Origin of the sequence: Effusibacillus consociatus (genome assembly GCF_042652925.1) — a bacterium.
GTDB classification, from domain to species: Bacteria; Bacillota; Bacilli; order Tumebacillales; family Effusibacillaceae; genus Effusibacillus; species Effusibacillus consociatus.
Genome location: NZ_JBHSHC010000143.1, coordinates 1 through 22,708, shown reverse-complemented (window position 1 = coordinate 22,708; position 22,708 = coordinate 1). Strand labels below are relative to the sequence as shown.

Here is a 22,708-nt window from a genome sequence, read left to right as displayed (position 1 = left end):
CACAGCGCACGCCAGCCATTCCGTTACCGACCAAGACCAACTTTCTCTTGTTCATGTTCCCTCTCTCCTTCTTGTTCTGATTTTAATTTTCTAAGTGAGACAGCACATATCTTAAACTCCGGCATTCTGGAAACAGGATCCAGTTCTGGAATGGTCAATAGATTGACGGATTGCTCATGCTCCCAGTGCATCGGTACAAACAAGGTGTCCGGTCGTATAGACGACGTGATTTTCACCTGATATTTCGCTTTTCCCCGGCGGGTGGTCAGTTCCACCCAATCCCCATCTTCAATGCGGTTCGCAGCAGCGGTAACCGGATGCATCTCCACATAGGGATCCGGGCACTTCCCATTCAATGCCACCGTTCTGCGTGTCTGTACCCCAGTGAGGTAATGTATCATCAGCCGTCCGGTGGTCAGGTAATACGGATATTCTTGACTCGGCAGTTCCCGTGCTTCTTTGAACTCAACAGGGTGAAAAACTGCTTTTCCGTGCGGGTGAGCGAATCGATCGGTGAACACTCTCTCCGTACCTGGGTGTTCATCACTGGGACACGGCCAGAAGACCCCTTTTTGTTGTTCAATCTTGGCATAGCTGATGCCCGAATAGTCCGCTTTTCCGCCTGCACTGGCCAATCTCAATTCTTCAAAAATATCCTCCGGAGTTACGTATGAGAAATACTGTTTTTTCCCAAGCCGGTCCGCCAAATCACATAAAATTTGCCAATCGAGCCGCGCCTGTCCCGGAGGACGTTGAGCCGCCCGCCGGAGAATCACCCGGCCTTCCAAATTGGTCATGGTTCCCTCATCTTCCGTCCATGCAGAGCCCGGGAGAACAATGTCCGCCATTTTCGCCGTCTCCGATAGAAAGAGGTCGACAACAACCAGCGTATCCAGTCCGGCAACCGCTTTTCTCACCAGATTACTGTTGGGGCTTGAGGTTACAGGGTTAGATGCAAGGACGAACAGCCCCTTGATTTCCCCATCTGCCATCGCTTCGAACAACTCGTAGGCAGATTTTCCTTTCCCCGGGAGTTCAATCTCGTCAACTCCCCAAACAGATGCAATATATTTCCGATGTTCCGGATCTTCGATGGAACGGTAACCGGGCAGTTGGTCCGCTTTCTGACCATGTTCACGTCCGCCCTGACCGTTACCTTGACCGGTAACCGCACCATATCCGCAACCCGGCTTCCCAATTTTTCCGGAAGCAAGAACAAGATTGAGACAACTGAGTACGTTATCGACACCTCGCGCCTGCTGCTCAATTCCCCGTGCTGTGTAGACAATCGCTGTCTCCGCCTCGCTATACCAGCGAGCGATCTTTACAATACTTTCCATAGAGATACCCGTGATGCGGGATACCTTTTCCGGAGGATAATCACGAACCGTATTTTTGACTTCATCAAATCCGATCGTTCGATCCTTGATAAAATCTTCATCAATCAAATTTTCTTCGATCATTACGTGGAGAATTCCGTTCATCAGCGCCAAATCGGTACCCGGCTTGATCGGGATATACAAGTCGGCTACCTTGGCCATACCTGTCTCCCTCGGGTCGACGACCACAATTTTGGCTCCGTTTTTCTGTGCCTGTCGAAAGTACGGCATCATCGTGGGTTGACAGTCCGCGATATTGGCTCCAACGACCAGAATGAACTTTGCTAACGGAATATCATGAAGCGGGACTGTCATTCCCCGATCCAGACCAAAGACCTTATTCATAGCGGCAGCCGCTGATGACATGCAGTAGCGCCCATTGTAATCGATATTCCTCGTACGCAAAGCAACCCGGGCAAATTTTCCCAGCAGGTAAGCTTTTTCGTTCGTAAGCGAACCCCCGCCATAGACTGCGACAGAATCTCTTCCATGATTCCGTTGAATCGCTCGAAAGCGATCCGTTATCGCAGTGAGCGCCTCATCCCAAGTTGCCATGGTCAATTGGCCGTTTTTACGAATCAGAGGCATCGTAAGACGTTCCCAATGACGGGCATGTTCGTGTGCGGTGATTCCTTTGGGACACGCCCTGCCGGAAGCGACCGGAAAGTCCTTTACCGTTTGCACTCCCGTAACTCTCAACTGAACCGGCTCCACCCGCAATTCGATCGCACACTGCATGCTGCAGTAACAACAATGACTGGCGACTCCGAGTTCTTTAAGTTCCTGATCCACTTTGCCTTGAAAGGTTTGAAGTAACCTATGCATTGATGCGGACCTCCTCCATGGTTGACAGTAGTCGCCTGCCCGAGTACAGACTTCATCCCCTGCAAAAAATGACTTCAAAAATAAGCCCTCACAAGAACCTTCGCACTGACTGAACCGCAGGACTGATCATGATCCTCCTATCGCCAGTTCAATTCGAAGGTTTTGTCGGGCTTCGTCGCCACGTCATTCTGACCCCTTTGTCAAAATGATCCCGTTTTAGTATGTCAGGTTTTATAACACTTACCGACATTATATGCAGAAATGGTAGATTGCGCAAGATATGTATGTGAGGTTTTCTAACATTAAAGCGTTTTAGTCAAAAATTAGTTTGATTTCCATGTGAAATTCAGATTCACCTTTGGCTTCTAAACAAGAAGAGAGAAGCAATCCATATTGCTTCTCTCTTCCTGATCTTTCAAATTACGCCAGTTATTAGGGCAAAATTCAGCACCTCATGCTTTTCCACTCGTATAGCAGGTTTCATCCAAGAAACCCAAAACCTCGTCCAGGACAGGCATGGCCGGGATTGCTTCCCCTCCCTACTCCCATATAGACTCTCGGCAATAGCCGAGTATTGAAACCTCAAGGTTTTGTACCATGAGGGCTTTTCTGTTTCCCTCCATCAATTTGATAAAGTTGTTATACAACTGATGGACTCCAACTGGAAATTACCAACGAAAAAGTTTATCGAAAATCACAAAAAAGACTTGACTTTTCGAAAACACCTCAACAATCGCCGAGAAGGGCTTTCTAACCGCCCTATCTTCGGTGAAAGAGGGTTTCCCGTGTTTGAAGAAATTCGTTCTCATTCCGAATATCAGGACTTTGTCCTGGAGCAACTGCAGACTCATTATTCCGGTACCAGCATCCTTCGTCTTGTGCCGAGCGACTGGTGTGTCATCAAGAAATTCTGGCTGACCGATTTGTCCCGTACAGCACAGCTTTTACAAAGCCAATACTCCCATCGGGGAAGCAAAGCCAAAGATCCCGCCAACTTGCTCCGCTCCTACCTGCTTATGCTGTCCGTCAAGCAACCTTCTGTGACCAAATGGGTCGACGATCTCCGGCGAATTCCGCTTTATGCGATCCTCAGCGACTTTGAGCCCGGCCAAACACCAGGTGTCCGTTCCTTTTACGACTTCTTCACCCGTCTTTGGGCTCTTGAAACGTCTCATGTCACCAACAAAAAGAAACCCAAAAGAAGAAAACCGAGGAGAGGGAAAAAGGGGGAAAAAGCACCCACCACAACGCCCGGAAAAATCGACCGATTCGTCAAACGTCTCCTGAAATACCCGCCCCGTCAACAAAAGCTGCCGCTTGACCATCTCCAGTCGTTGTTTAAAGAACAATTTATGCTTCTCTCCGCCCAAATGGGCCTTCTTGGCGATATTCACGCTCTTCGTGCGGCAGGGGACGGTACTCCTGTACAAACGTCCGCCTATCCAAGAAGTAAACCCTTGTGTTCCTGTAGAAAGCTGGGAATTTACTCCTGCAATTGCCCACGGCTTTACTCACAGCCTGACTGTGATACCGGGTGGGACAGTGTGCACGGGAACGGTACTTCAACGGCTATCATTTGTACATGCTCACGGCTGCTGACAGCTTTCATGATCTGCCCTTGTATCCCCGTCTTCAGCGCGGTTCCCGATACGACTCGGTTTCCCTGCTCTTCAGCGTAGATGAGTTCGTCCGCCAGTACCCCGAATTCACATGGGATACGATCTTGCTGGGATACGATCTTGCTGGATTCCGCCCATGATGCACTTCCCATTTACCGCTACGTACAATCCAAGCAGATTACCCCGTTGATTGATCTCAATCCACGAAACAGCGGCAACACCAAGTATAAAGATGATTTCACTCTTTCTCCCGCCGGCATCCCCATTTGCAAGAAAGGTCTGGCGATGAAAGACAATGGATACGACCACGCCCGAGGACGCCGTAAGTATCGCTGTCCACTCGTCAAAAACGGTGTGGTAACATGCGATACGCCTTGCTCGGATTCTGCCTACGGCCGATGTGTGTACACCTGCACGAAGGACAATCCCCGCTTGTTTCCACCCATCGCCCGCAACAGCGATGAGTGGAAAGAGACCTACAAACGCAGAACGACAGTCGAACGGTCCAACAAGCGAGAAAAGATTGATTATATGCTTGAAGCCGCCAAGCATCGTAGTACCAAAATGTGAACCATCCGGATCTACGGAATCATGATGTGCCAACACATGGACGCTTGGTACGAAGAGAGTGAAATCGAACTGAAATCCCTTCTCTTCTGGGCGTAAGCAACGAAACTAACGATTGCCAAACGTAGTTCTTTTGAAAAAACCATTGAGCTACGTTTGGCATGGTCACTTTTAGAGAATGAAGATCCTATCAGTGTGTAAACAACCAATTTTCCAGCTAAAGACGCCCGAAATACAATAAATTTCCAATTCAACTCAGATCATTTCCGAGCCTCTATCCATATATCTTTTAATTTCCACGAGTTCCAAGAAAGAACTTGAACACATCCGCCCTCGGCAAAAATATCAACCTTATTACTCGATGAATTCGGATAGATTCTGCCCGTCATGGCCAACTCGCCATCATTGACAAACAATTCCACGGAAGAGCGGTCCACAAACAAATGGAATTTAATGGATTTCTTGCCGGATACGTCGAGGAATGCCCGACGAATGCCTTCTTCACCTATCCCCGAACGGGTCCGGTCAAAAATAACTGCCGAATCGTTCACATCAAAACGAATTACAGTTTCTTCCGTATAATCCTCGGAACAGCGAACTTTAATGCCAAACTCCGAAGCATCACAAGCAGCTAACGAAAATTCGGCAACAATCTCCAGGCAATCTCCTTTAATATGACTGAGATAATCAGATTGAAGCGGAGTAACTTCAATCGACTGGGCATGATCATGCTCTTTGCGCAGCAATTCCAACTCCGGAACGGGTTTCATCAGCAGCTTATTTTCCGGAGTCAACTCAAGCAAACGGGGGATTGTCAGGGCACCACCCCATCCCTTGGTTTGGGTAGGCATATAAGATTCCCACATATCCATCCATGCGATCAGAATTCGCCGCCCCTGCTCATCATGAAAGGTTTGGGCTGCGTAGAAGTCAAACCCTTTATCCAACTCTTCGAATCCGCCATGCTGAAATTTTCCGGTTTGATAGTCTAAATTTCCTACCAAATATCCTGTCTGGTGAAGATTGTTGTATTTATCTCCCTGCGGTTCAATCCCTTGGGGTGAAAAAACCAGAACATCTTTTCCGTTCAATCGGAATAGATCCGGACATTCCCACATATATCCCAGTGTTCCGTCACTCTCAGCTGCAATGCCTATATAATTCCAACTGCGAAGATCTTTCGATCGGTAGAGAACCACTTTGCCATGATTCCCTTCTCTGGTGCCGAGAATCATATACCACTGATCTTCATGCTTCCAAACCTTCGGATCCCGAATATGCCCGCAGCAGTCAAAAGGTGGCTCGGCAATGACAGGATTTGCCGGATCTTTTACGAATGTTACGCCATCTGTGCTGGTGGCAGCACACTGATATTGCTTTAATTCGCTTTGATCTTCTTTCATCCATATATTACCGGTGTAAATGAGAGTCAGAACCCCATGGTCATCCACGACCGCACTTCCTGAAAAACAACCGTCCCGATCATAGGCTTCGCTGGGAGCTAAAGCGATTGAGAGCCGTTCCCAATGAACGAGATCCTTGCTTTTTACATGCCCCCAGTGCATCGGCCCCCATTTCGGACTATCCGGATGATGCTGGTAGAATACATGATATTCCCCTTTATATTGGACCAATCCGTTTGGATCATTGATCCAATTTGCCGGGGCCATAATGTGGTAGGCTAATCTATGAATATCGTCGGGCAAATGATTCGCTGAGTCCATAACTCGTTGTTCCGCTTCTCTAACATAATCCAAATGACGTGTCAATGTTTTTTGCATCCTCTCTGGTAAATATTTACTTAATAGATCCCTGCATGACACCGGCGATAATATGTTTTTGAGTAAAGAAGTAAACGATCATGACAGGAATAATGGTTACTACCAATCCTGCCATTAAGAGCCCGTAATCTACGGAATAGGTGCCGAAGAAGTAAAATGTCGATAAGGGAAGCGTTCTTTGCTCGGGAGAAATCAGGACCAAAGAAGGCAGCAAAAAGTCATTCCAGATCCATAAAACATTTAAAATCACTATTGTCATCGTCGTTGGTTTCAACAACGGCCAAACAATTTTGAAAAATATTTGTATCCTTGTACATCCGTCAATCATTGCGGCTTCTTCCAGCTCAACCGGTATGCTTTTAATCAGCCCGTGATAGATAAAGACGGCCAAAGACGACCCAAATCCGATATACATATAGATTAAAGCCCATTTACTGTTTAATAAGCCAACTGATCCATAGATTTTAACCAAAGGAATCATGATCGCTTGAAACGGAATAATCATCGCAGCAACCATGAGAAAAAAGAAAAACTTGTTCCATTTGCTTTTTCTTCTTACGAAGATGTAAGCCGTCATGGCGGATAAAATGGTGATCAAACCCACGCTCAACACGGTGATGATCAGCGAGTTAAAAAAGCTGTGCAGAAAATCCATTTTCTCCATCGCATCCAAATAATTGGACAGACTCCATTGTTGAGGGAGCGCAACGGGATTCGAGATCACAGCTGTTTTTTCTTTAAAAGAGTTCAGCAGCACCAGCAGAAACGGAAAGACATATAAGCAGAACACAATACATAGAACAATAAATCTCACGGGACGAAAGGGACTTTTGTCCAGAATCCTTACGCTTCTTCTTTTCGCACTCTCCCAGGACATCCGCCCAAGCACGATGGGTCCTTTGTCTGAATTCATTAGGCTTCAACCTCCTGTTTCTTGCTGAAATAGACTTGGAACAAGGTTACTGCCGCAACGACAAGGAATAAGATAAAAGCTTCCGATTGCCCCGTGCCGTATTGTTGAGACAGGAAGGCTTTCTGATACACATACATGGAAACCAATTGGGTGCTTTTATAAGGTCCGCCATGGGTCAGGGAAAGATTCAAATCATAGACCATAAAACCTCTTTGCAAAGACAGAAATACGCAAACGATAATCGAAGGAAGCAGAAGGGGAAGGACAATTTTGATTAAGCGGACAAATCCGTTTGCTCCATCGATACTGGCTGCTTCCAATAAATCTTTGGGAATGTTCATGAGCCCTGCGATATAAATGACCATCATATAACCGGAATATTGCCAAACGGTCACAATCACCAAGGTCCAAAACGCTTTGTCAGGGTCTGCCAGCCAGGAAGTGGAGAATATGCCAACCGGAAAATGTTGACCGATATAGACCAACACATTGGAAAAAATGAACTGCCATAAAAAGCCTAAAATAATTCCTCCGATCAAGTTGGGGATAAAAAAGCCGGCCCGAAAAAAACTTTGCCCTTTGACTCCGCTTGTCAATGCATAAGCGAGAAAAAAAGCGACCACATTAATCAAAACAACCGTTAAAACCACATACTTGACTGTGAGAAACATAGAGGTCCAAAAATTCGAGTCTTGAAAGACCGACATATAATTTTTCCAGCCGACAAACGAATGGGTCGCGGACACCCCGTCCCAGTTCGTAAACGTGAGATAAATTCCATATAGAAACGGTACGATAAGGACGGTAAAAAAGATGAATAACGTCGGTCCTGAAAAAATCAGCTGTAATTTCCATCCGTTTTCCTTCATAACTTCCTCCTTCTTTCATCCCCTGGATGTAAAATAACGGATAGAGACTATCCGTTATTTTACCCATCCCGGAGACGAGGTTATTTCACGTTCTTCCAGTATGCTTGGATTTCATTGATCAACCCGGCTTTATCGATTTTGCCGGAAAGATATTTTTGCATCGAAGCTCCCAATTGAGACCAGTGATCCGGTGGCAGAGTCGTCATGGCTTGCATCGTTGCTTTCTTGTTCATGTATTGCACGATGGATTTAGCCAATGGATCCTGAGGCTGCAGCGTAATATTTTTAAATGCAGGAATAATATTTGCTTGGTTTACCAGGAAATCCTGACCGCTATTGTTATAAACCAGCCATTCCAAGAATTTCTTCGCAGCGGCTTGCTGTTCGAGAGAACTCTGCTGCTTATCCACAATCAGACGTTTGGTCACACCTGCAGGAATTTGTGAGTTTCCATAGTCGTTCGCATTATTGCTCACTGGAACCGGCAAAAATCCGTAGTTTCCGCTCGCAGTATCAAATCCCTTGATTTGAGGCCATGCCCAGTTCCCCATAAACCAAAGTCCGACTTTTCCTTTTCCCACCATTTCAGGACCTTGTTCATAAGTGCCTGACAACGGATCTTTTTTGCTGATATTGTTTTCCTTCAATAAATCAAACGTATCCATTAATCCACTAAACACTTGGTTTTTAGACAGATCCTCTTTTCCGCCTTTCAAACCTTCCAAGAACTTATCAATATCCTGAGGGTTTTTCGATTGTGCGGAATAAGCAATCGGCAGGAAGTGTGCGGCCAATGACCAATCCATTGGTGATTGAAGATTTGAGGCAACTCCCGTTGCTTGAATTTTCTTGAGTAATGCTTCCAAGTCACTTCTTGTTTTGATGGAAGAAGGATCAAAATTTCCTCCAACAGCCTTATCCAAGACTTGTTTGTTATAGATAAGCCCATATCCTTCCACCGCAAACGGAAAACCGAGAATTTTCCCATCATCTTTGGCTGCATCCAGACTTCCATCAACCGCATCCTTGACCCATTTTTCTCCGGAAAGATCCAGAGCCTTATCCTTAAATTTCTTGACGTCGCTAGGATCCACCATGGAAATGGTTGGCGCGTTGCCAGAAGCATACATTGCGGATACCTTCTCAAAAGGAGACTGTCCCGCCGCAGCAGGAATGACTTGCAAGTTAATTCCAGGGTTTTGCTGGTTAAAAACTTTTGCAACCGCTTCCATTTGGGCTTCGATTTCACCTTTTGTATTCAATAAAGTGATTTTGACCGGCCCATTCTCGTTTGTTGCGGAACTCTGACCTTGTTGGGAAGATGGTCCACATCCCGATAACAGAAACGCAAGGGACAAGACTGCCGTCGATAGAACTCTCAATTTCTTCAAGTTTGTTTCCCCCTTTTATTGTTCACTTTAAAAAAGAATGAAAATTCAATACAAGTATATGTCAATCGATTAACATATGTCAACCGATTGACATATAGTTTTTTAAAAAAACCACTCACGTGGTTTGCCGTTCCATGAGTTTTACAGGAAACACATTCTCCAATGAAGTATTTTCCCCGTTAATCTGTTTCACGATTACTTCCACCGCCAATGCCGCCATATCCTCCAACGGTTGTCGAATGGTGGTCAGCTGCGGTACAAAAATGGAAGCCAGCTTTACATCATCGTAACCTACAATTTTAATGTCATGAGGAACTTCTTTTTTGAATAAACGGCAGACTTTTAGCGCATAGGCGGCAATGATGTCACTTGTCGCAAATACCCCATCAATATCGCCATGTTCACTAAATAATTGATTTAAAATACTCTCGTATTGATCGTCATCGAAAACGTCCATGTTCGTTTGAACAGTAACGGACTCAATTCCATGCTGATTCGTGATCTCCTGGAAGGCTTCACTTCTTTGGTTTGCCAATAAGTCAAGCGTTAAATTACCGCAAATATGAGCGATTTTTTTACAACCCTTGCTGATTAAAAGATTGGTCGCCAATGTCCCCCCCTGATAATTATTGGATGCAATATAGGGAAAATCCCCTATTTTTCGGTCGAAGGTAACTATGGGATAGCGCAAATTGTGATACTCTTCGACATCCAAGGTGTGACTTCCCATGATGATCCCATCAACTTGATTTCTTTTCAACATGTCAATGTATTCTTTTTCTTTGTCCCGATTTAAATGAGAATTGCAAACCATGATCTTGTACCCTTGCTGATATGCATAAAATTCTATGAAATTGGTAAGCTCCCCAAAGAAAGGATGGGCCACCGTGGGAATGATCACCCCAATAATATTGGACTTTCTCCGATGAAGGGAACGGGCGATTTCATTCGGCTGATAGTGCAATTCTTCCATCGCTTGATACACTTTTTGTCTGGTGGCTTCACTGATATATCCCCGATTGTTTAAAACCCGGGAAACGGTGGTTACCGTTACTCCCGCCTTTTGAGCAACATCCTTGATAGTCGGCATATTCTCCTCCTAATTAAAATATGCTGCACAATCCATTTCACCATTATATCCATATAGTATAGCACAGGTTGTTGTCTATTAAAAAATTTTGCGGATGATATACAAGGTCAACAAATAAAAATGTGCACCCATAAGGTGCACCGACAAAACGAAAAACCCGAACGAGCAAGGCGACTACAGCGCTTTTCGTACTTCTTTACTTGTCTTTGTGGTGGCTCGGGACGGAATCGAACCGCCGACACGAGGATTTTCAGTCCTCTGCTCTACCGACTGAGCTACCGAGCCGTATGGTTGCGGGGACAGGACTTGAACCTGCGACCTTCGGGTTATGAGCCCGACGAGCTGCCAACTGCTCCACCCCGCGATAACAGGACGTTATCGTGCCGACGTTGCGACGGTCACGGATGACCTAGTGTCGACGATGCCTCAGGACGAGGCGTTTTCGTCGACCGACATGGACCTCGCCGAATTTAGTCGGCCTTCCTTTGTCCAAAATGGTGGAGGCTGACGGGATCGAACCGCCGACCCTCTGCTTGTAAGGCAGATGCTCTCCCAGCTGAGCTAAGCCTCCAATATGGTGACGCGTACGGGATTCGAACCCGTGAATGCCGCCTTGAAAGGGCGGTGAGTTAAGCCGCTTCTCCAACGCGCCAAAACTATTTTTTTCTCGGGACAAGAAGCACGCTATTAAATATACCAAGCTTTCGACGGAATTTCAAATGTTTTTTCTGGAAGCGATTCTCCCAGCGGTGAAGTATCGACGAACCAAACTGGAACCTCCAGCATACTCTAGATTGGGGTCTTCTCCAAGGACAGTCTAGGGATACAGCTCATGATGTCCGCGGAGAAGACCCCTGCTCTTCGTAAGCTATTTCCTTTAGCCATTGCCGATCTTGCTCCGTCAATTCGGCCTTTTCGAGCAGATCCGGACGACGCAGATAGGTGCGCCGCAGGGACTCCCGCCGACGCCACTGCTCGATTTTTTCATGGTGACCGGAAAGTAAAACGTCCGGAACCTTCCATCCCCGGTATTCATAAGGACGGGTATAATGCGGGTACTCCAACAATCCGTTTCGGAAAGAATCCAGTTCCGCCGATGTGTCATTGCCCAAAACTCCAGGCAGTAAACGAACAACCGAATCGACGATTGCCATGGCAGGAATCTCTCCCCCGGTTAGTACATAATCACCGATCGAAATCTCATCGGTGATTAAATGCTGTCTGATTCTATCATCGTACCCTTCATAATGTCCGCATATCAGGATCAAATGCTGTTCCTTTGCCAGATCCAAAACCAATTCCTGCGTATACGGAACGCCTTGCGGACATGTAAGAATAATCCGAGGTTTCGCCTGCGAAGGGTCAAATAATGATTCGACCGCATCAAAAATCGGATCCGGCTTTAAAACCATGCCGCCCCCACCGCCGTAGGGTGTATCATCAACAGTGTTATGTTTGTTTGTTGAGAACTTTCGAAAATCGGTAACTCCAATTTCAACGGCACCCGCCGCACGAGCTCTTCCAACAATGCTTTCCGAGAGTACTCCGGTAAACATCTCCGGAAATAAAGTCACGATATCGATCTTCATCAATCGATCAAACCTTCCATAAGATGAACGCGAATCAATTTGTTGTCCACATCTACTTCTTTAATGCAATCAGGGATCGCCGGCAGCAGAATCTCTTTTCCTTTTGGAGGCTTCACCACGTACACATCATTCGCTCCCGGCTGCAGGACCTCCACCAATTCCCCAAGTTCCTCTCCTTCAACTGTAACGACCCGACACCCGACCAATTGATGAATGTAATGGCTGCCTTCCGGTAACGGAGTCAGATCCGATTCGCGGATCTTCAATACTCCGCCTTTGTATTTTTCCACATCATTGATCGAAGGATGTCCAACAAACTTCAATAAATAAAAGTTCTTGTGTTGGCGGGTCGATTCGACTGTCAATTCGAGCTCGGGAAAGTTCGGGTGAACCAGGATCAGCTTCGCTCCTTTCACAAACCGCTTTTCAGGAAAATCGGTATGGCTGATCACACGCACCTCGCCCCGTATTCCCTGAGTATTTACGAGAGAACCAACCCGTATTAGCCGTTCCTTCACATGATTCACATCCTTAGATACCTCAGTGTATTCATTTTGGCAGCAGCTTCTTTCCGGTCACCATTTCAAAAGTCGTTAAGAAAAACCAGAGAAATCCGGCGGAAATCCCAAAAATGGCCCTTTATAAGGAAGCCGGTCGATTTTTCTCAAAACAGAAATGTCCGACCCACGAAAGTATAGAGATCAAGAAACACAAGATCCATGCAATGAAAGCGAACAAAAAAGGCAAAATAATGACTTGTATTAATACTCTTCGCGTCCCCATTACGCTGGAACGGTTGGGCTTCACTTGATGGAGCAAGAATCAGGGCCGGGAACCCAGAAGATTTCCGACCCTTTTTACATAATATCCACGGTCACCCGCTTGTCTTCCTGTAAAGCAGCCGCAGCCACCACTGTCCGAATCGCCTTCGCAATTCGTCCTTGTTTTCCAATAATCTTTCCGGCATCACCCGGAGCAACGTTCAATTGATAGACCACAGAATGATCCTTTACGGTCTCTGTGACCCGAACTTCCTCGGGGTGATCCACGAGTGCTTTCGCGATGAGTTCAACCAAGTTTTTCATTGGTCAGCCCTCCAGGAATGGAATGGACTTACTTCATCTCGTGAACTTTCTTTAAGATGCCTGTCTTGCTGAACAAGTTACGAACAGTGTCAGACGGTTGTGCACCGGTTTGCAACCACTTGATCGCTTTTTCTTCGTCGATTTGAATCTGAGCCGGTTGAGTTACAGGATTATAAGTACCAATCTCCTCGATGAAACGACCGTCACGCGGAGAACGGGAATCAGCTACAACCACACGGTAAAAAGGAGCTTTTTTAGCACCCATGCGCTTCAGACGAATTTTTACTGCCATTGTAAATTCACCTCCTAGTCAAAGTCAACTTTAGTATTATATCAATTCATGCCCAAAAAGGGAATGAAGAATAACCGATAAATGAATTGCTTTTAAAATGGGAACTTGAATCCGCCAAACCCTTTTTTCCCTTTCTTCTTGCCCATTTTCTTGGCTAAGCCGGGAAGCTGTTTCATCATTTTTTGCATGTCTGCAAACTGATTTAACAAACGGTTCACTTCTTGCACGGAAGTTCCGCTCCCCGTCGCAATCCGACGGCGACGGCTGGCATTCATGACCTTGGGATCCTGACGCTCCTTCGGAGTCATCGAGCAAATAATCGCCTCGACCCGAGCAATTTGTTTGTCGTCAATGTTCACATTCTGGAGCGCCTTATCATTGCCAAGCCCCGGAATCATGCGCAGCAAGTCCTGCAAAGGACCCATTTTCTTAATTTGCTGCATTTGATCCAGGAAATCTTCCAGAGTGAATTCACCGCTCATCAGCTTCTTGCCCACTTCCTGAGCCTTTTCCTGATCGACGTTTGCCTGTGCTTTTTCGATCAGACTCAATACATCCCCCATTCCCAAGATGCGAGATGCCATCCGGTCAGGGTGGAAAGGTTCAAGCGCGTCAAGCTTCTCGCCCATCCCGGCAAACTTAACCGGTGTACCGGTAACCGACCGAATCGACAGTGCCGCACCGCCCCGGGTATCCCCGTCCAGCTTGGTAAGGATTGTCCCGGTGATGCCAAGCTGCTGATGGAAGTTTTCCGCCACATTCACCGCGTCTTGGCCGGTCATGGCGTCTACTACAAGCAGAATCTCGTCAGGGTTCACAGCTTCTTTAATCTTCTTCAGTTCATCCATCAGGGCCTCATCAATGTGGAGACGACCCGCGGTGTCGATCAATACATAATCGAAACCATGCATTTTGGCATGCTCAACCGCATTTTTCGCAATATCAACAGGGCTGACTTGATCTCCCATGGAGAAAACCTGAGTTTTCACCTGCTCGCCAAGCACCTGCAGCTGTTTAATTGCAGCCGGGCGATAAATATCACACGCCGCGAGCAAAGGGTAGCGGTTTTGCTTCTTCAGAAGGTTTGCAAGTTTACCTGTGGTGGTTGTCTTACCCGCACCTTGCAGACCGACCATCATAATGACCGTGGGAGGTTTGCTTGCCAGTGCGATGCGGCTCTGGGTGCCCCCCATCAGTTCGGTCAATTCATCGTTTACAATCTTGATGACTTGCTGGCCGGGGGTCAAGCTTTGCAAGACTTCCTGACCCACAGCACGCTCGCGAACCTTTTCAACAAACTCCTTCACGACTTTAAAGTTAACGTCCGCCTCCAAAAGCGCCAAGCGCACTTCCCGCATGGCTTCTTTAACGTCATCTTCCGTAAGTTTGCCTTTTCCGCGCAGCCGCTGGAACGTCTCCTGCAGCCTTGTGGACAGCCCTTCAAAGATCGCCATGGACAACCTCCTCTCTCTTGCCTATGGTTACTATCGTTCTATATCCCGGCGGTCAGGCTCTCCCCTCCGGGTTCACTTTCCCCGTCCCGGGAGATCTGTTGGACGAGCCTGATCCATTCAATCTTGTCCGGCTCTTCCAAGGGGAGACTTGAGATCTTCTCCATCAATTCCTTACACAATCGGGTTCGATGTTCATATCGTTCAAGAAGCCGAAGCTTCTCCTCATATTCTTCCAACTGGGTCTCTGAGCGGCGGATATTGTCGTGCACCGCCTGTCTGGAGACATTGTACTGCTCGGCGATTTCCGCGAGCGAGAGATCATCATAATAATACAGTTCCATAAAAGTACGCTGCTTTTCGGTCAGCAATACTCCGTAGAAATCGTACAACAGGTTCATGCGTGTTGTTTTTTCAAGCATGGTACCACGCCTTCCGCCTGTCAAGATGGAAACCTTTACAGCACAAAACACATAATACCGGATTCCAAAAAGCATGTCAAGCATACGTTCTCGAAGATCTTGCGTTTCTGGTCCCCCATAGTACTTATCGGGGTCCCCGTAACATGGCGAGACTTAAGCTGAAGATTTTCGGGTCCCCATTCTCAAAGCACGACTTGGTACTTCGGATGTCTTTTGGGTCCCCACGAAAGGACTCGGATTATGCTGCAACGCTTTTCGTCACTTTCGTGGTCGATTTTATTGGGACTCAAATATTGCTGCCACAAACTGCTGCGGATCAAACTCCTGCAGATCGTCCATTTTTTCGCCAAGCCCGACGAACTTTACAGGAATCTCCATTTGATCCCGAATCGCAATCACGATTCCGCCCTTTGCCGTCCCGTCAAGCTTCGTTAACACCAGCCCCGTTACGCCGGTCGCTTCCCCGAAGATTTTGGCTTGCTGCAAAGCGTTCTGACCGGTCGTTGCGTCAAGGACCAGCAGGACTTCATGCGGAGCGTCCGGAATTTCCCGTTTTAACACCCGATACACTTTATTTAACTCATCCATCAAGTTCGTCTTGTTGTGCAGTCGTCCGGCCGTATCGACGATCAGTACATCCGCTTTCCTTGACTTGGCGGCTTGAACCCCGTCATACACCACGGCCGCCGGGTCAGACCCCGCCTGATGCTTAATTACATCTGCACCCACACGCTGCCCCCAAACTTCAAGCTGTTCGATTGCTCCGGCCCGGAACGTATCCCCCGCTGCCAGAATCACTTTCTTCCCTTCGTTCTTCAGCTTGTGAGCCAGCTTCCCGATCGTCGTGGTTTTCCCTACGCCGTTCACCCCAACAATCATAATCACTGTCATACCGGCAGGGTTCATATTCAGAGCAGACGTTTCGGTGCCCATCAATTCGACCAATTTTTCCTGCAAAATCGGCTTCAACTCTTCCGCATTCTCAATCTTGCGTTTCTTCACTTCCGCGCGAAGTTGTTCCAGTAAGGACATTGCGGTGTTGACACCGACATCGGCCATAATCAATTGTTCTTCCAACTCTTCGTAGAATTCTTCGTCAATCTTTCGACGGGTGAAGACCGCTCCTACTTTGTCCAGAAACGAGTCGCGTGTTTTTGCCAATCCCTCTTTAAACTTGCTGAAAAATCCCATTCCGAATCCCTGCCTTATCGATTGCAATTTGAAGCGGACCCGATTGGCTCAGATCCGCTGTGGTCAGCATCTTATCAACTTCATTATATCCGATTTGGAGCAGAAGAACAGGGCAGATTTGGGGATACTGCATCAACATCCTTTCTTATGAACGCGTTGTCTCCTCAAACGTAATCGAAATCAACCGTTCCGTGGAAGTCTCAAACAATATCCTCACATATACACCCCATTCACGTGTTCCTTTACGCAGCCAGAGTTTGAAAGTTTCCTCGGACGTGGTGGGCGACTTCTTGGATCTCCCCACATGGAGATAATCAACAATCGATGCGCCGGGGTATTTTTTCATTGTCTCCGCCATCGCCAAGCGTCCCCATTTGGCGTAGGGTGGTTGGGCTTGGGTTGCCGCGTAACTTGAATTTTGCACCGATATCGGGAACGGGAAGCACACCAGAACCGTTACCAAAATTGTCCAGACTAAGGAACGTTTCACATGAGTCTCCTCCTCTTGTGTTTTCCTTAGTCTTACCAAGATGTCTTTATCCAACCGGCTGATCTCCGCGCTGATACCTGCCGGCTCTTCCAAAGCTCCAAAAATACAAGCATCCGCCAACCAAAAGAATGAAACCAAAAAGGATAAACAAATTGCTGTACACATGGCCCAATGGATCGGCAACAAAAGGATTTATTCGAACGTTTAGCGCCGACAGATTCATTAACCTTGCGATAAGTGCCGTTCCAACAGCACCGGAAATAAAAGCAGTCAGGTTATAAAACCCCATCCCCACTCCCATGCGCTCTACAGGCATAATACTGGTAATACTCTCCGCCAGAGCAGTCTGCATAAACGAAAATCCGATATACATCAGCAAAAGACACGCCCCAATGAGCCATATCGGAAATCCGATCAGAGTGGAAAAACACAGCATACTGGATATGATCAGAGCCAATCCAATGTAAACGACAAAGTGGCTGCCCTTTTTGGCAGTTAAATTCCCGCCCACAGTTCCAAAGATAACACCGCTTATAGCTCCCGGAAACATCACGAGGCCAATCGCATCGGGGTCTAAATGATAGACCTTATTGAGCATCAACGGAATAATAAACAGAATTCCAAACACCGTAGAAAAAATAATAAACCCAATAACCAACCCATTACTGTACAATCGATTGGCAAAAAGATCCGGGTCCACAAACGGGTGGGGGGAACGCCGGATATGAATGACAAACCACACTATGAGAACCACGCTAATCAATAAATAAGGCAGATCAGCTTCTGTTAAGTATAAAACCAGGGATGAAATCCCGATACCGAGCAAAAAGGTCCCCAGTACATCCAGCTTTCCTTGGCCGGCTTCTTGCTCCGGAAGCCATTTTCTGAAAGAGGGAATCGCAACCAGAGTAAACAATGGGATTAAAAAAAGATACGACCAATGAAAAGTCTCTGCAATGAACCCTCCAAGAACAGGCCCTATCCCTATGCTGAACGAAACGGTCGAAGTAAGAATTCCGAATAATTTCCCTCTTTCTTCAGGTGAAAAATACCGGGCCACAACAACCATTACCAGCGCAGGAATCGCTGAAGCGCCTGCCCCCTGGATCGCTCGGCATACAATGACCAACGGATATGAAGATTGAAAGACAAAGCCAAGAATGGATCCGATATTATAGATCAAAATCCCCACTACAATCAGCTTCTTGATACTGTAAATGTCAGAAAGCTTCCCGTAGATCACGGAACCCATTCCGAAAAAAATGATGAAAATTGTGATTACCCAGCTTACTCCGGCAGGAAGCAGGTTAAATTGAGCCGCAATATTCGGGGTCGACACGTTAAAAACCGTCTCGTTTAAAACACCGAAGAAAATGATGTAAAAAATCCACGGGACAATTCGTTTTGCATTCGACGCCTGCTCCACACTATCAAATCCTCTCTCTTTTAGGCCGTTTGAACTTCTTCCTGCTCGACCAGCTTTACTGAGACAAGCTTCGAGATACCTGATTCCTGCATAGTTACACCGTAAAGAACGTCTGCGTTTTCCATCGTTCCTTTCCGGTGGGTGATACAAATAAACTGAGTCTGCGAAGAAAATTCACGCATATATTCTGCAAATCGGCTGACATTGGCTTCGTCCAATGCGGCCTCCACCTCGTCCAGCACGCAGAAAGGAACGGGCTTCACGTGTAAAATCGAGAACAGAAGCGCCATAGCGGTTAAAGCCCGCTCTCCCCCGGACAGGAGTCCGAGATTCTGCAGCTTTTTACCCGGTGGTTGAGCCATAATATCAATCCCTGTCGTTAAGGCGTTCTCCGGATCGACTAAAATCAGGTCCGCACGCCCGCCGCCGAACAACCGGCTGAATACGAGATGGAACTGACCGCGAATGGCCTCAAACGTCTCAAGAAACCGTTTGGTCATTTCCTGATCAATCTCGGCAATCACTTCATTCAGTTTATCCCGGGCTTCCGTCAGATCATTCCGCTGCTCAGTCAAGAAACCAAGACGCTCCTGCATTCGGGTATATTCATCGATTGCTCCAAGATTGACATTGCCCAGAGCATCGATCTGTTTGCGCAAATCGGCAACCAGCTTTTTTGCTCCCGGCACGTCTTCCGGTACCGGATACCGTTCTTTTGCCAATTCAAACGAGATGTAATAATCTTCCGCAAGCTTCATGAGGGAGTTGTTCAATTCCACATCCAGCCGGTTGACCTTCACCTCAATTTGATGCAGCTGGGTTTCCAGATTTTTGAGGACAAGACGGGCTTCCCGAACCTTATGCTCCTCATCCGCGATCTTCTTCTGCAGTTCCTGCTTGCGGGCCAGTTCTTCGTCCAAAGCGGTCTGGGCTTCCGACCGACGCTGTTCGAGCAGAGCCTGCTTTGACACAGCTTCTTCCAATTCCTTCTGCGTTTGTTCGATTCTTTCATCTGCAGTCTCAAGCTCGTTTTGTTTGGCTTCCAATTCGGTGATAATAACAGCCTGTTCCTTCTCAAGTCGAGTGACGTTTGACTTTGTCGAGGCAATCTCCTGATCGATCGCTGCCAGTCGGACTTTAAAGTCCGTTACTTCTTCCGAAATGTCTTCCTGGACGCTTTGCTGCTCTTTCAGCTTGGTTTGCATCCCTTCCACCGCGGCAGACATTTCTTTCACCTGTACATCCAACTCCGCCAGTTCCGCCTGGATGATTTCATCCTTCCGGTTCCACTCGGAGAGTTCCTTTTCATATTGCTCCTTTTCCAGCGTAACCAGCTGTAAGCGCTCCTGAACAGCCTGCCTTTGTACACCAAGCTCGCGGATCTGGGATTCGACCGAATGAATCCGGCTTCGTTGTTCCTCCAAACGATTCGCAACTTCGATTTGCTCTTGATCCGCTTGTCTTGCGGTCGACTCAAACGTGTCCAACTGATGTTGAATGTCTGTCAGGTTGGTAACCAGGGCCTGAATCTTTTTCTCCAGTTCTTCGACTTCGCGTTGTCTTCCGAGAAGACTTGTCCCCTTTTTCTGTTGGCTTCCGCCTGCCATCGTTCCCCCGGGGTTTACGATATCTCCATCCAGAGTCACGATACGAACACGATATTGCAGCAGACGAGCCAAAGCATTTGCATCGGCAATTGTCTTCGCAATGATCACGTTTCCCAACAGATACTCGGCAATCGGGCGATATTTTTCTTCAAAACGGACCACTTCGGCCCCGATCCCGACATACCCCGCATGGCCCTCCACTGCACTCTTTTCACTCTTGCCGAGCATTCGTCCCCTTATGACGTCAAGCGGCATAAAAGTTGCCCGGCCGCCTCCGGTCGATTTGAGGAACAGGATTGCATCGCGACCCGCTTTTTCCGTTTCCACAATAACGTTTTGCAAAGCACCGCCGAGTGCAGTTTCGACCGCCACTTCATATTGGGCGGGCACATGAATTAATTCCGCAACGGCGCCACAAATCCCGTGCACGCGCCCTTTTCCGCCAGCCTGCAGAATCGAACGGACTCCCTGCGAGAAGCCGCCATACTCCTGCTGCATGTCACGGAGCAGCTCGTAACGGGATTGAAAAGAAGCCTTTTCCGTCTGCAACTGGCGCAAGGTGGCGGCAAGCCGCTCTTTCTCCTGCTGCCGTCCCGATGCCGACTGCCGAAGTTCATCCAATCTTCTTTGCATCGTTTGCTCTTGTTTCCGCAGGCCGTTGAGAGTGGATTGGCCTGAAGCGACCGATTCGTCCAATGAGTGAACCCGACCATTCAGGTCGGTTTCGTCTTCCCTCATCTTTTCGATTCTTCGGGCTAAGCCTCTTTTATTTGTCTCAATATTTTTCTGTTCATTGCGCTTACCGGCCGTTTCATTCAGTTTTTCAATCAAATCACCTTTGAGACGTTCTACCTCCGCTTCCAACTGGGAACGGTCAAGAAAACCGCTCGCGGACGACATTTTCTCTTCAAGTTGGCGTTTGATTTCTTCACGATCGGCTGTGAGTCTGCCGAATTTTTCCTTCTCTTCTGTGAGTTGTTGTTCTTTATCCTGACGTTCCTCAAGCAGCTTGTCGATATCCGTTTGCAGGTCATCCCGGCCAGCAAGCAGGTTCTTGTGGCGTTCCTGCAGAACTTCCCGGCGTCCTTCCGCCTTCTCATACTCTGCAACCACTTCCACATGCTTCTTGTTGCTGGTCTCCATCATCTTATCCAGCTGTTCCGCTTGCCAACGAAACTGCTGATACTGGGACTCCATACCGGAAACCGTTGCTGCTTGGGCAGAATGTTCGTCCTGCAGTTTAGCTCCGTGCTCTTTCTCTTGCTGCCAACGCTGATTGAGATCTTCGATATCGTGCACATATAAAGCAATGTCCAGTTTCTGAAGCTCTTCCCGCAGATGATTATACTTCCTGGCAATCTCCGCCTGCTCGAACATCGGTCCGATCTGATTTTCCAATTCACCGATAATATCGCCGATACGAACCAGGTTAGCGGCTGTTTCATCGAGTTTTTTTTCCGCTTCCCGTTTTCTTGCCTTGTATTTTACGATTCCGGCCGCTTCTTCAAAAATTCCCCGGCGGTCCTCCGCCTTATTGGAAAGAATCTCATCAATCCGGCCTTGTCCGATGATCGAATAAGCTTCTTTTCCAAGACCGGTATCCATGAACAGTTCAATAATATCCTTTAAACGGCAGGGCTGTTTGTTGATGAAGTATTCCCCTTCACCGGAACGGTACACCCGCCGGGTAATCGTAACTTCGTTAAACTCCAGAGGTAAAGTATGATCGCTGTTATCCAGGGTCAGCGACACTTCACAATAGTTCACGGCCTTGCGTGTGTCGCTTCCCGCAAATATAACGTCTTCCATTTTCGAGCCGCGCAGGCTCTTGGCGCTTTGTTCCCCAAGCACCCAGCGGATGGAATCGGAAATATTGCTTTTTCCGGAGCCGTTAGGTCCCACGACCGCTGTCACCCCCGGAACAAACTCCAGTTCCGTCCGATCGGCAAACGATTTGAAACCCACGATTTCCATACGTTTCAAATACAAAAGAGTCTCCTCCAGTCATACCACTTGTATACCATCTAGCATATCCAATTTGAAAGGAAATAGGAACAGTCTGCAGACCTAGGAATTGTATCGCGATCTGCGGATGACGATCAACCTGGGACCGATTTTCCACCAAGTGCATTCCCCCACAATGACATTCGATCTCCTACAGTCAGACTCATTCGTAACTCAGAAGCCACATGTGGGTGTTACAAACTAAAAAAGCCTCACGGTTTGTGAGGCTATTCACCATACTTTATTGTTTAGAAAACATCTGTAACCGTTGCCTGCGCCCAAATCTCCTCTAGTTTTTTCCCTTCAATTGTAGCATTGGCGAGTAATTCTTCTTGACTACTGAATAGTTGGTAATTTGCCTTTATTGCTAGTAGCCATTCTCCGGCTTCAGTTTGACTTATAGCGTACTCTTGACCATTGTAGTGTATTCATGTCCCAGGATGATATCACTTCTTCAAACAGCCTCGTTAATGTGAAGCATCTTTCAAAAAGATATTTGTTGACCTAATAGATTACATCAATTTCGACCTGATTCCATATTGCCTGTAACGTGTTCCCCTCGACGGTGGCATTTGCTAGTAAATCTTCTGGACTATTAAATGTCTGATAGTTCGGATCATTACTTTTTGCCAAGTACCATTCGGAATTTGTATTTGTCAACTGAAAATTCCGCCATTCGCTCATTTAATTTTCCCCCACCTGTGAAAACAGGAACTT

Annotated in this window: 20 protein-coding genes and 4 tRNA genes; 2 read left to right on the top strand and 22 right to left on the bottom strand. The window is 47.2% G+C overall.

Going from position 1 to position 22,708, the window contains the following annotated elements; genetic code table 11:
- Positions 1-23: 23 nt before the first annotated feature.
- On the bottom strand, positions 24-2,204 hold the full coding sequence (gene fdhF, locus ACFO8Q_RS20860; protein WP_380028706.1) for a formate dehydrogenase subunit alpha: 2,181 nt from the start codon (positions 2,202-2,204) through the stop codon (positions 24-26).
- Positions 2,205-2,989: 785 nt separating this feature from the next.
- Between fdhF and ACFO8Q_RS20855 the strand changes: the two genes are divergently transcribed.
- Both ACFO8Q_RS20855 and ACFO8Q_RS20850 read left to right on the top strand, forming a co-directional pair.
- Positions 2,990-3,883, top strand: a complete 894-nt coding sequence (locus ACFO8Q_RS20855; RefSeq protein WP_380028704.1) for a hypothetical protein — start codon at positions 2,990-2,992, stop codon at positions 3,881-3,883.
- Entirely contained in the window at positions 3,884-4,393 is a 510-nt protein-coding gene (locus ACFO8Q_RS20850; protein WP_380028702.1) for a transposase, read from the top strand.
- Between the two features lie 257 nt (positions 4,394-4,650).
- On the opposite strand, the gene ACFO8Q_RS20845 is transcribed toward ACFO8Q_RS20850, so the two are convergent.
- The 21 genes from ACFO8Q_RS20845 to smc form a co-directional block, all read right to left on the bottom strand.
- The gene (locus tag ACFO8Q_RS20845; RefSeq protein ID WP_380028712.1) at positions 4,651-6,114 is read right to left on the bottom strand and encodes a glycoside hydrolase family 32 protein; all 1,464 of its coding nucleotides are present in this window, start codon (positions 6,112-6,114) and stop codon (positions 4,651-4,653) included.
- A 73-nt stretch (positions 6,115-6,187) separates the two neighbouring features.
- Complete coding sequence (locus ACFO8Q_RS20840; protein WP_380028700.1) at positions 6,188-7,084, bottom strand: carbohydrate ABC transporter permease; 897 nt, start codon at positions 7,082-7,084, stop codon at positions 6,188-6,190.
- Positions 7,084-7,953, bottom strand: a complete 870-nt coding sequence (locus ACFO8Q_RS20835) for a carbohydrate ABC transporter permease (RefSeq protein WP_380028697.1) — start codon at positions 7,951-7,953, stop codon at positions 7,084-7,086. Before ACFO8Q_RS20835 ends, ACFO8Q_RS20840 begins: the two co-directional genes overlap by 1 nt.
- A gap of 80 nt (positions 7,954-8,033) precedes the next feature.
- The gene (locus ACFO8Q_RS20830) at positions 8,034-9,344 is read right to left on the bottom strand and encodes an ABC transporter substrate-binding protein (RefSeq protein ID WP_380028695.1); all 1,311 of its coding nucleotides are present in this window, start codon (positions 9,342-9,344) and stop codon (positions 8,034-8,036) included.
- Positions 9,345-9,459: 115 nt separating this feature from the next.
- Entirely contained in the window at positions 9,460-10,434 is a 975-nt protein-coding gene (locus ACFO8Q_RS20825) for a LacI family DNA-binding transcriptional regulator (RefSeq protein WP_380028693.1), read from the bottom strand.
- A 209-nt stretch (positions 10,435-10,643) separates the two neighbouring features.
- Positions 10,644-10,719, bottom strand: a tRNA-Phe gene (locus tag ACFO8Q_RS20820).
- 3 nt (positions 10,720-10,722) lie between these two features.
- A tRNA-Met gene (locus tag ACFO8Q_RS20815) sits at positions 10,723-10,798 on the bottom strand.
- Positions 10,799-10,929: 131 nt separating this feature from the next.
- A tRNA-Val gene (locus ACFO8Q_RS20810) sits at positions 10,930-11,005 on the bottom strand.
- 4 nt (positions 11,006-11,009) lie between these two features.
- A tRNA-Glu gene (locus tag ACFO8Q_RS20805) sits at positions 11,010-11,086 on the bottom strand.
- 178 nt (positions 11,087-11,264) lie between these two features.
- Positions 11,265-12,023, bottom strand: coding sequence for a tRNA (guanosine(37)-N1)-methyltransferase TrmD (trmD, locus tag ACFO8Q_RS20800; protein ID WP_380028710.1), 759 nt, complete (start codon positions 12,021-12,023; stop codon positions 11,265-11,267).
- Positions 12,023-12,541 (bottom strand): ribosome maturation factor RimM, encoded by a 519-nt coding sequence (gene rimM / locus ACFO8Q_RS20795; RefSeq protein ID WP_380028690.1) that lies wholly within the window; start codon positions 12,539-12,541, stop codon positions 12,023-12,025. Before rimM ends, trmD begins: the two co-directional genes overlap by 1 nt.
- Before the next feature lie 121 nt (positions 12,542-12,662).
- Complete coding sequence (locus tag ACFO8Q_RS20790; protein WP_380028708.1) at positions 12,663-12,806, bottom strand: Mpo1-like protein; 144 nt, start codon at positions 12,804-12,806, stop codon at positions 12,663-12,665.
- Positions 12,807-12,880: 74 nt separating this feature from the next.
- A complete protein-coding gene (locus ACFO8Q_RS20785) occupies positions 12,881-13,108 on the bottom strand; it encodes a KH domain-containing protein (RefSeq protein WP_380028688.1) in 228 nt (75 codons plus the stop codon).
- A 28-nt stretch (positions 13,109-13,136) separates the two neighbouring features.
- Positions 13,137-13,400, bottom strand: coding sequence for a 30S ribosomal protein S16 (gene rpsP, locus ACFO8Q_RS20780; protein ID WP_380028686.1), 264 nt, complete (start codon positions 13,398-13,400; stop codon positions 13,137-13,139).
- A 92-nt stretch (positions 13,401-13,492) separates the two neighbouring features.
- Positions 13,493-14,854: a signal recognition particle protein gene (gene ffh / locus ACFO8Q_RS20775; RefSeq protein ID WP_380028684.1), complete on the bottom strand. Its 1,362-nt coding sequence runs from the start codon at positions 14,852-14,854 to the stop codon at positions 13,493-13,495.
- A gap of 38 nt (positions 14,855-14,892) precedes the next feature.
- Positions 14,893-15,273 carry a putative DNA-binding protein gene (locus tag ACFO8Q_RS20770; protein WP_380028682.1) on the bottom strand — a complete coding sequence of 127 codons (381 nt, stop codon included), beginning with the start codon at positions 15,271-15,273 and terminating at the stop codon, positions 14,893-14,895.
- A 276-nt stretch (positions 15,274-15,549) separates the two neighbouring features.
- Positions 15,550-16,464, bottom strand: a complete 915-nt coding sequence (gene ftsY / locus ACFO8Q_RS20765; RefSeq protein WP_380028680.1) for a signal recognition particle-docking protein FtsY — start codon at positions 16,462-16,464, stop codon at positions 15,550-15,552.
- Positions 16,442-16,597 carry a hypothetical protein gene (locus ACFO8Q_RS20760; protein WP_380028679.1) on the bottom strand — a complete coding sequence of 52 codons (156 nt, stop codon included), beginning with the start codon at positions 16,595-16,597 and terminating at the stop codon, positions 16,442-16,444. Before ACFO8Q_RS20760 ends, ftsY begins: the two co-directional genes overlap by 23 nt.
- Before the next feature lie 12 nt (positions 16,598-16,609).
- Entirely contained in the window at positions 16,610-16,954 is a 345-nt protein-coding gene (locus ACFO8Q_RS20755; protein WP_380028677.1) for a YqzG/YhdC family protein, read from the bottom strand.
- Positions 16,955-17,000: 46 nt separating this feature from the next.
- On the bottom strand, positions 17,001-18,380 hold the full coding sequence (locus ACFO8Q_RS20750) for an MFS transporter (protein ID WP_380028675.1): 1,380 nt from the start codon (positions 18,378-18,380) through the stop codon (positions 17,001-17,003).
- A 20-nt stretch (positions 18,381-18,400) separates the two neighbouring features.
- Positions 18,401-21,976, bottom strand: coding sequence for a chromosome segregation protein SMC (smc, locus tag ACFO8Q_RS20745; RefSeq protein ID WP_380028673.1), 3,576 nt, complete (start codon positions 21,974-21,976; stop codon positions 18,401-18,403).
- Between the last annotated feature and the right edge of the window lie 732 nt (positions 21,977-22,708).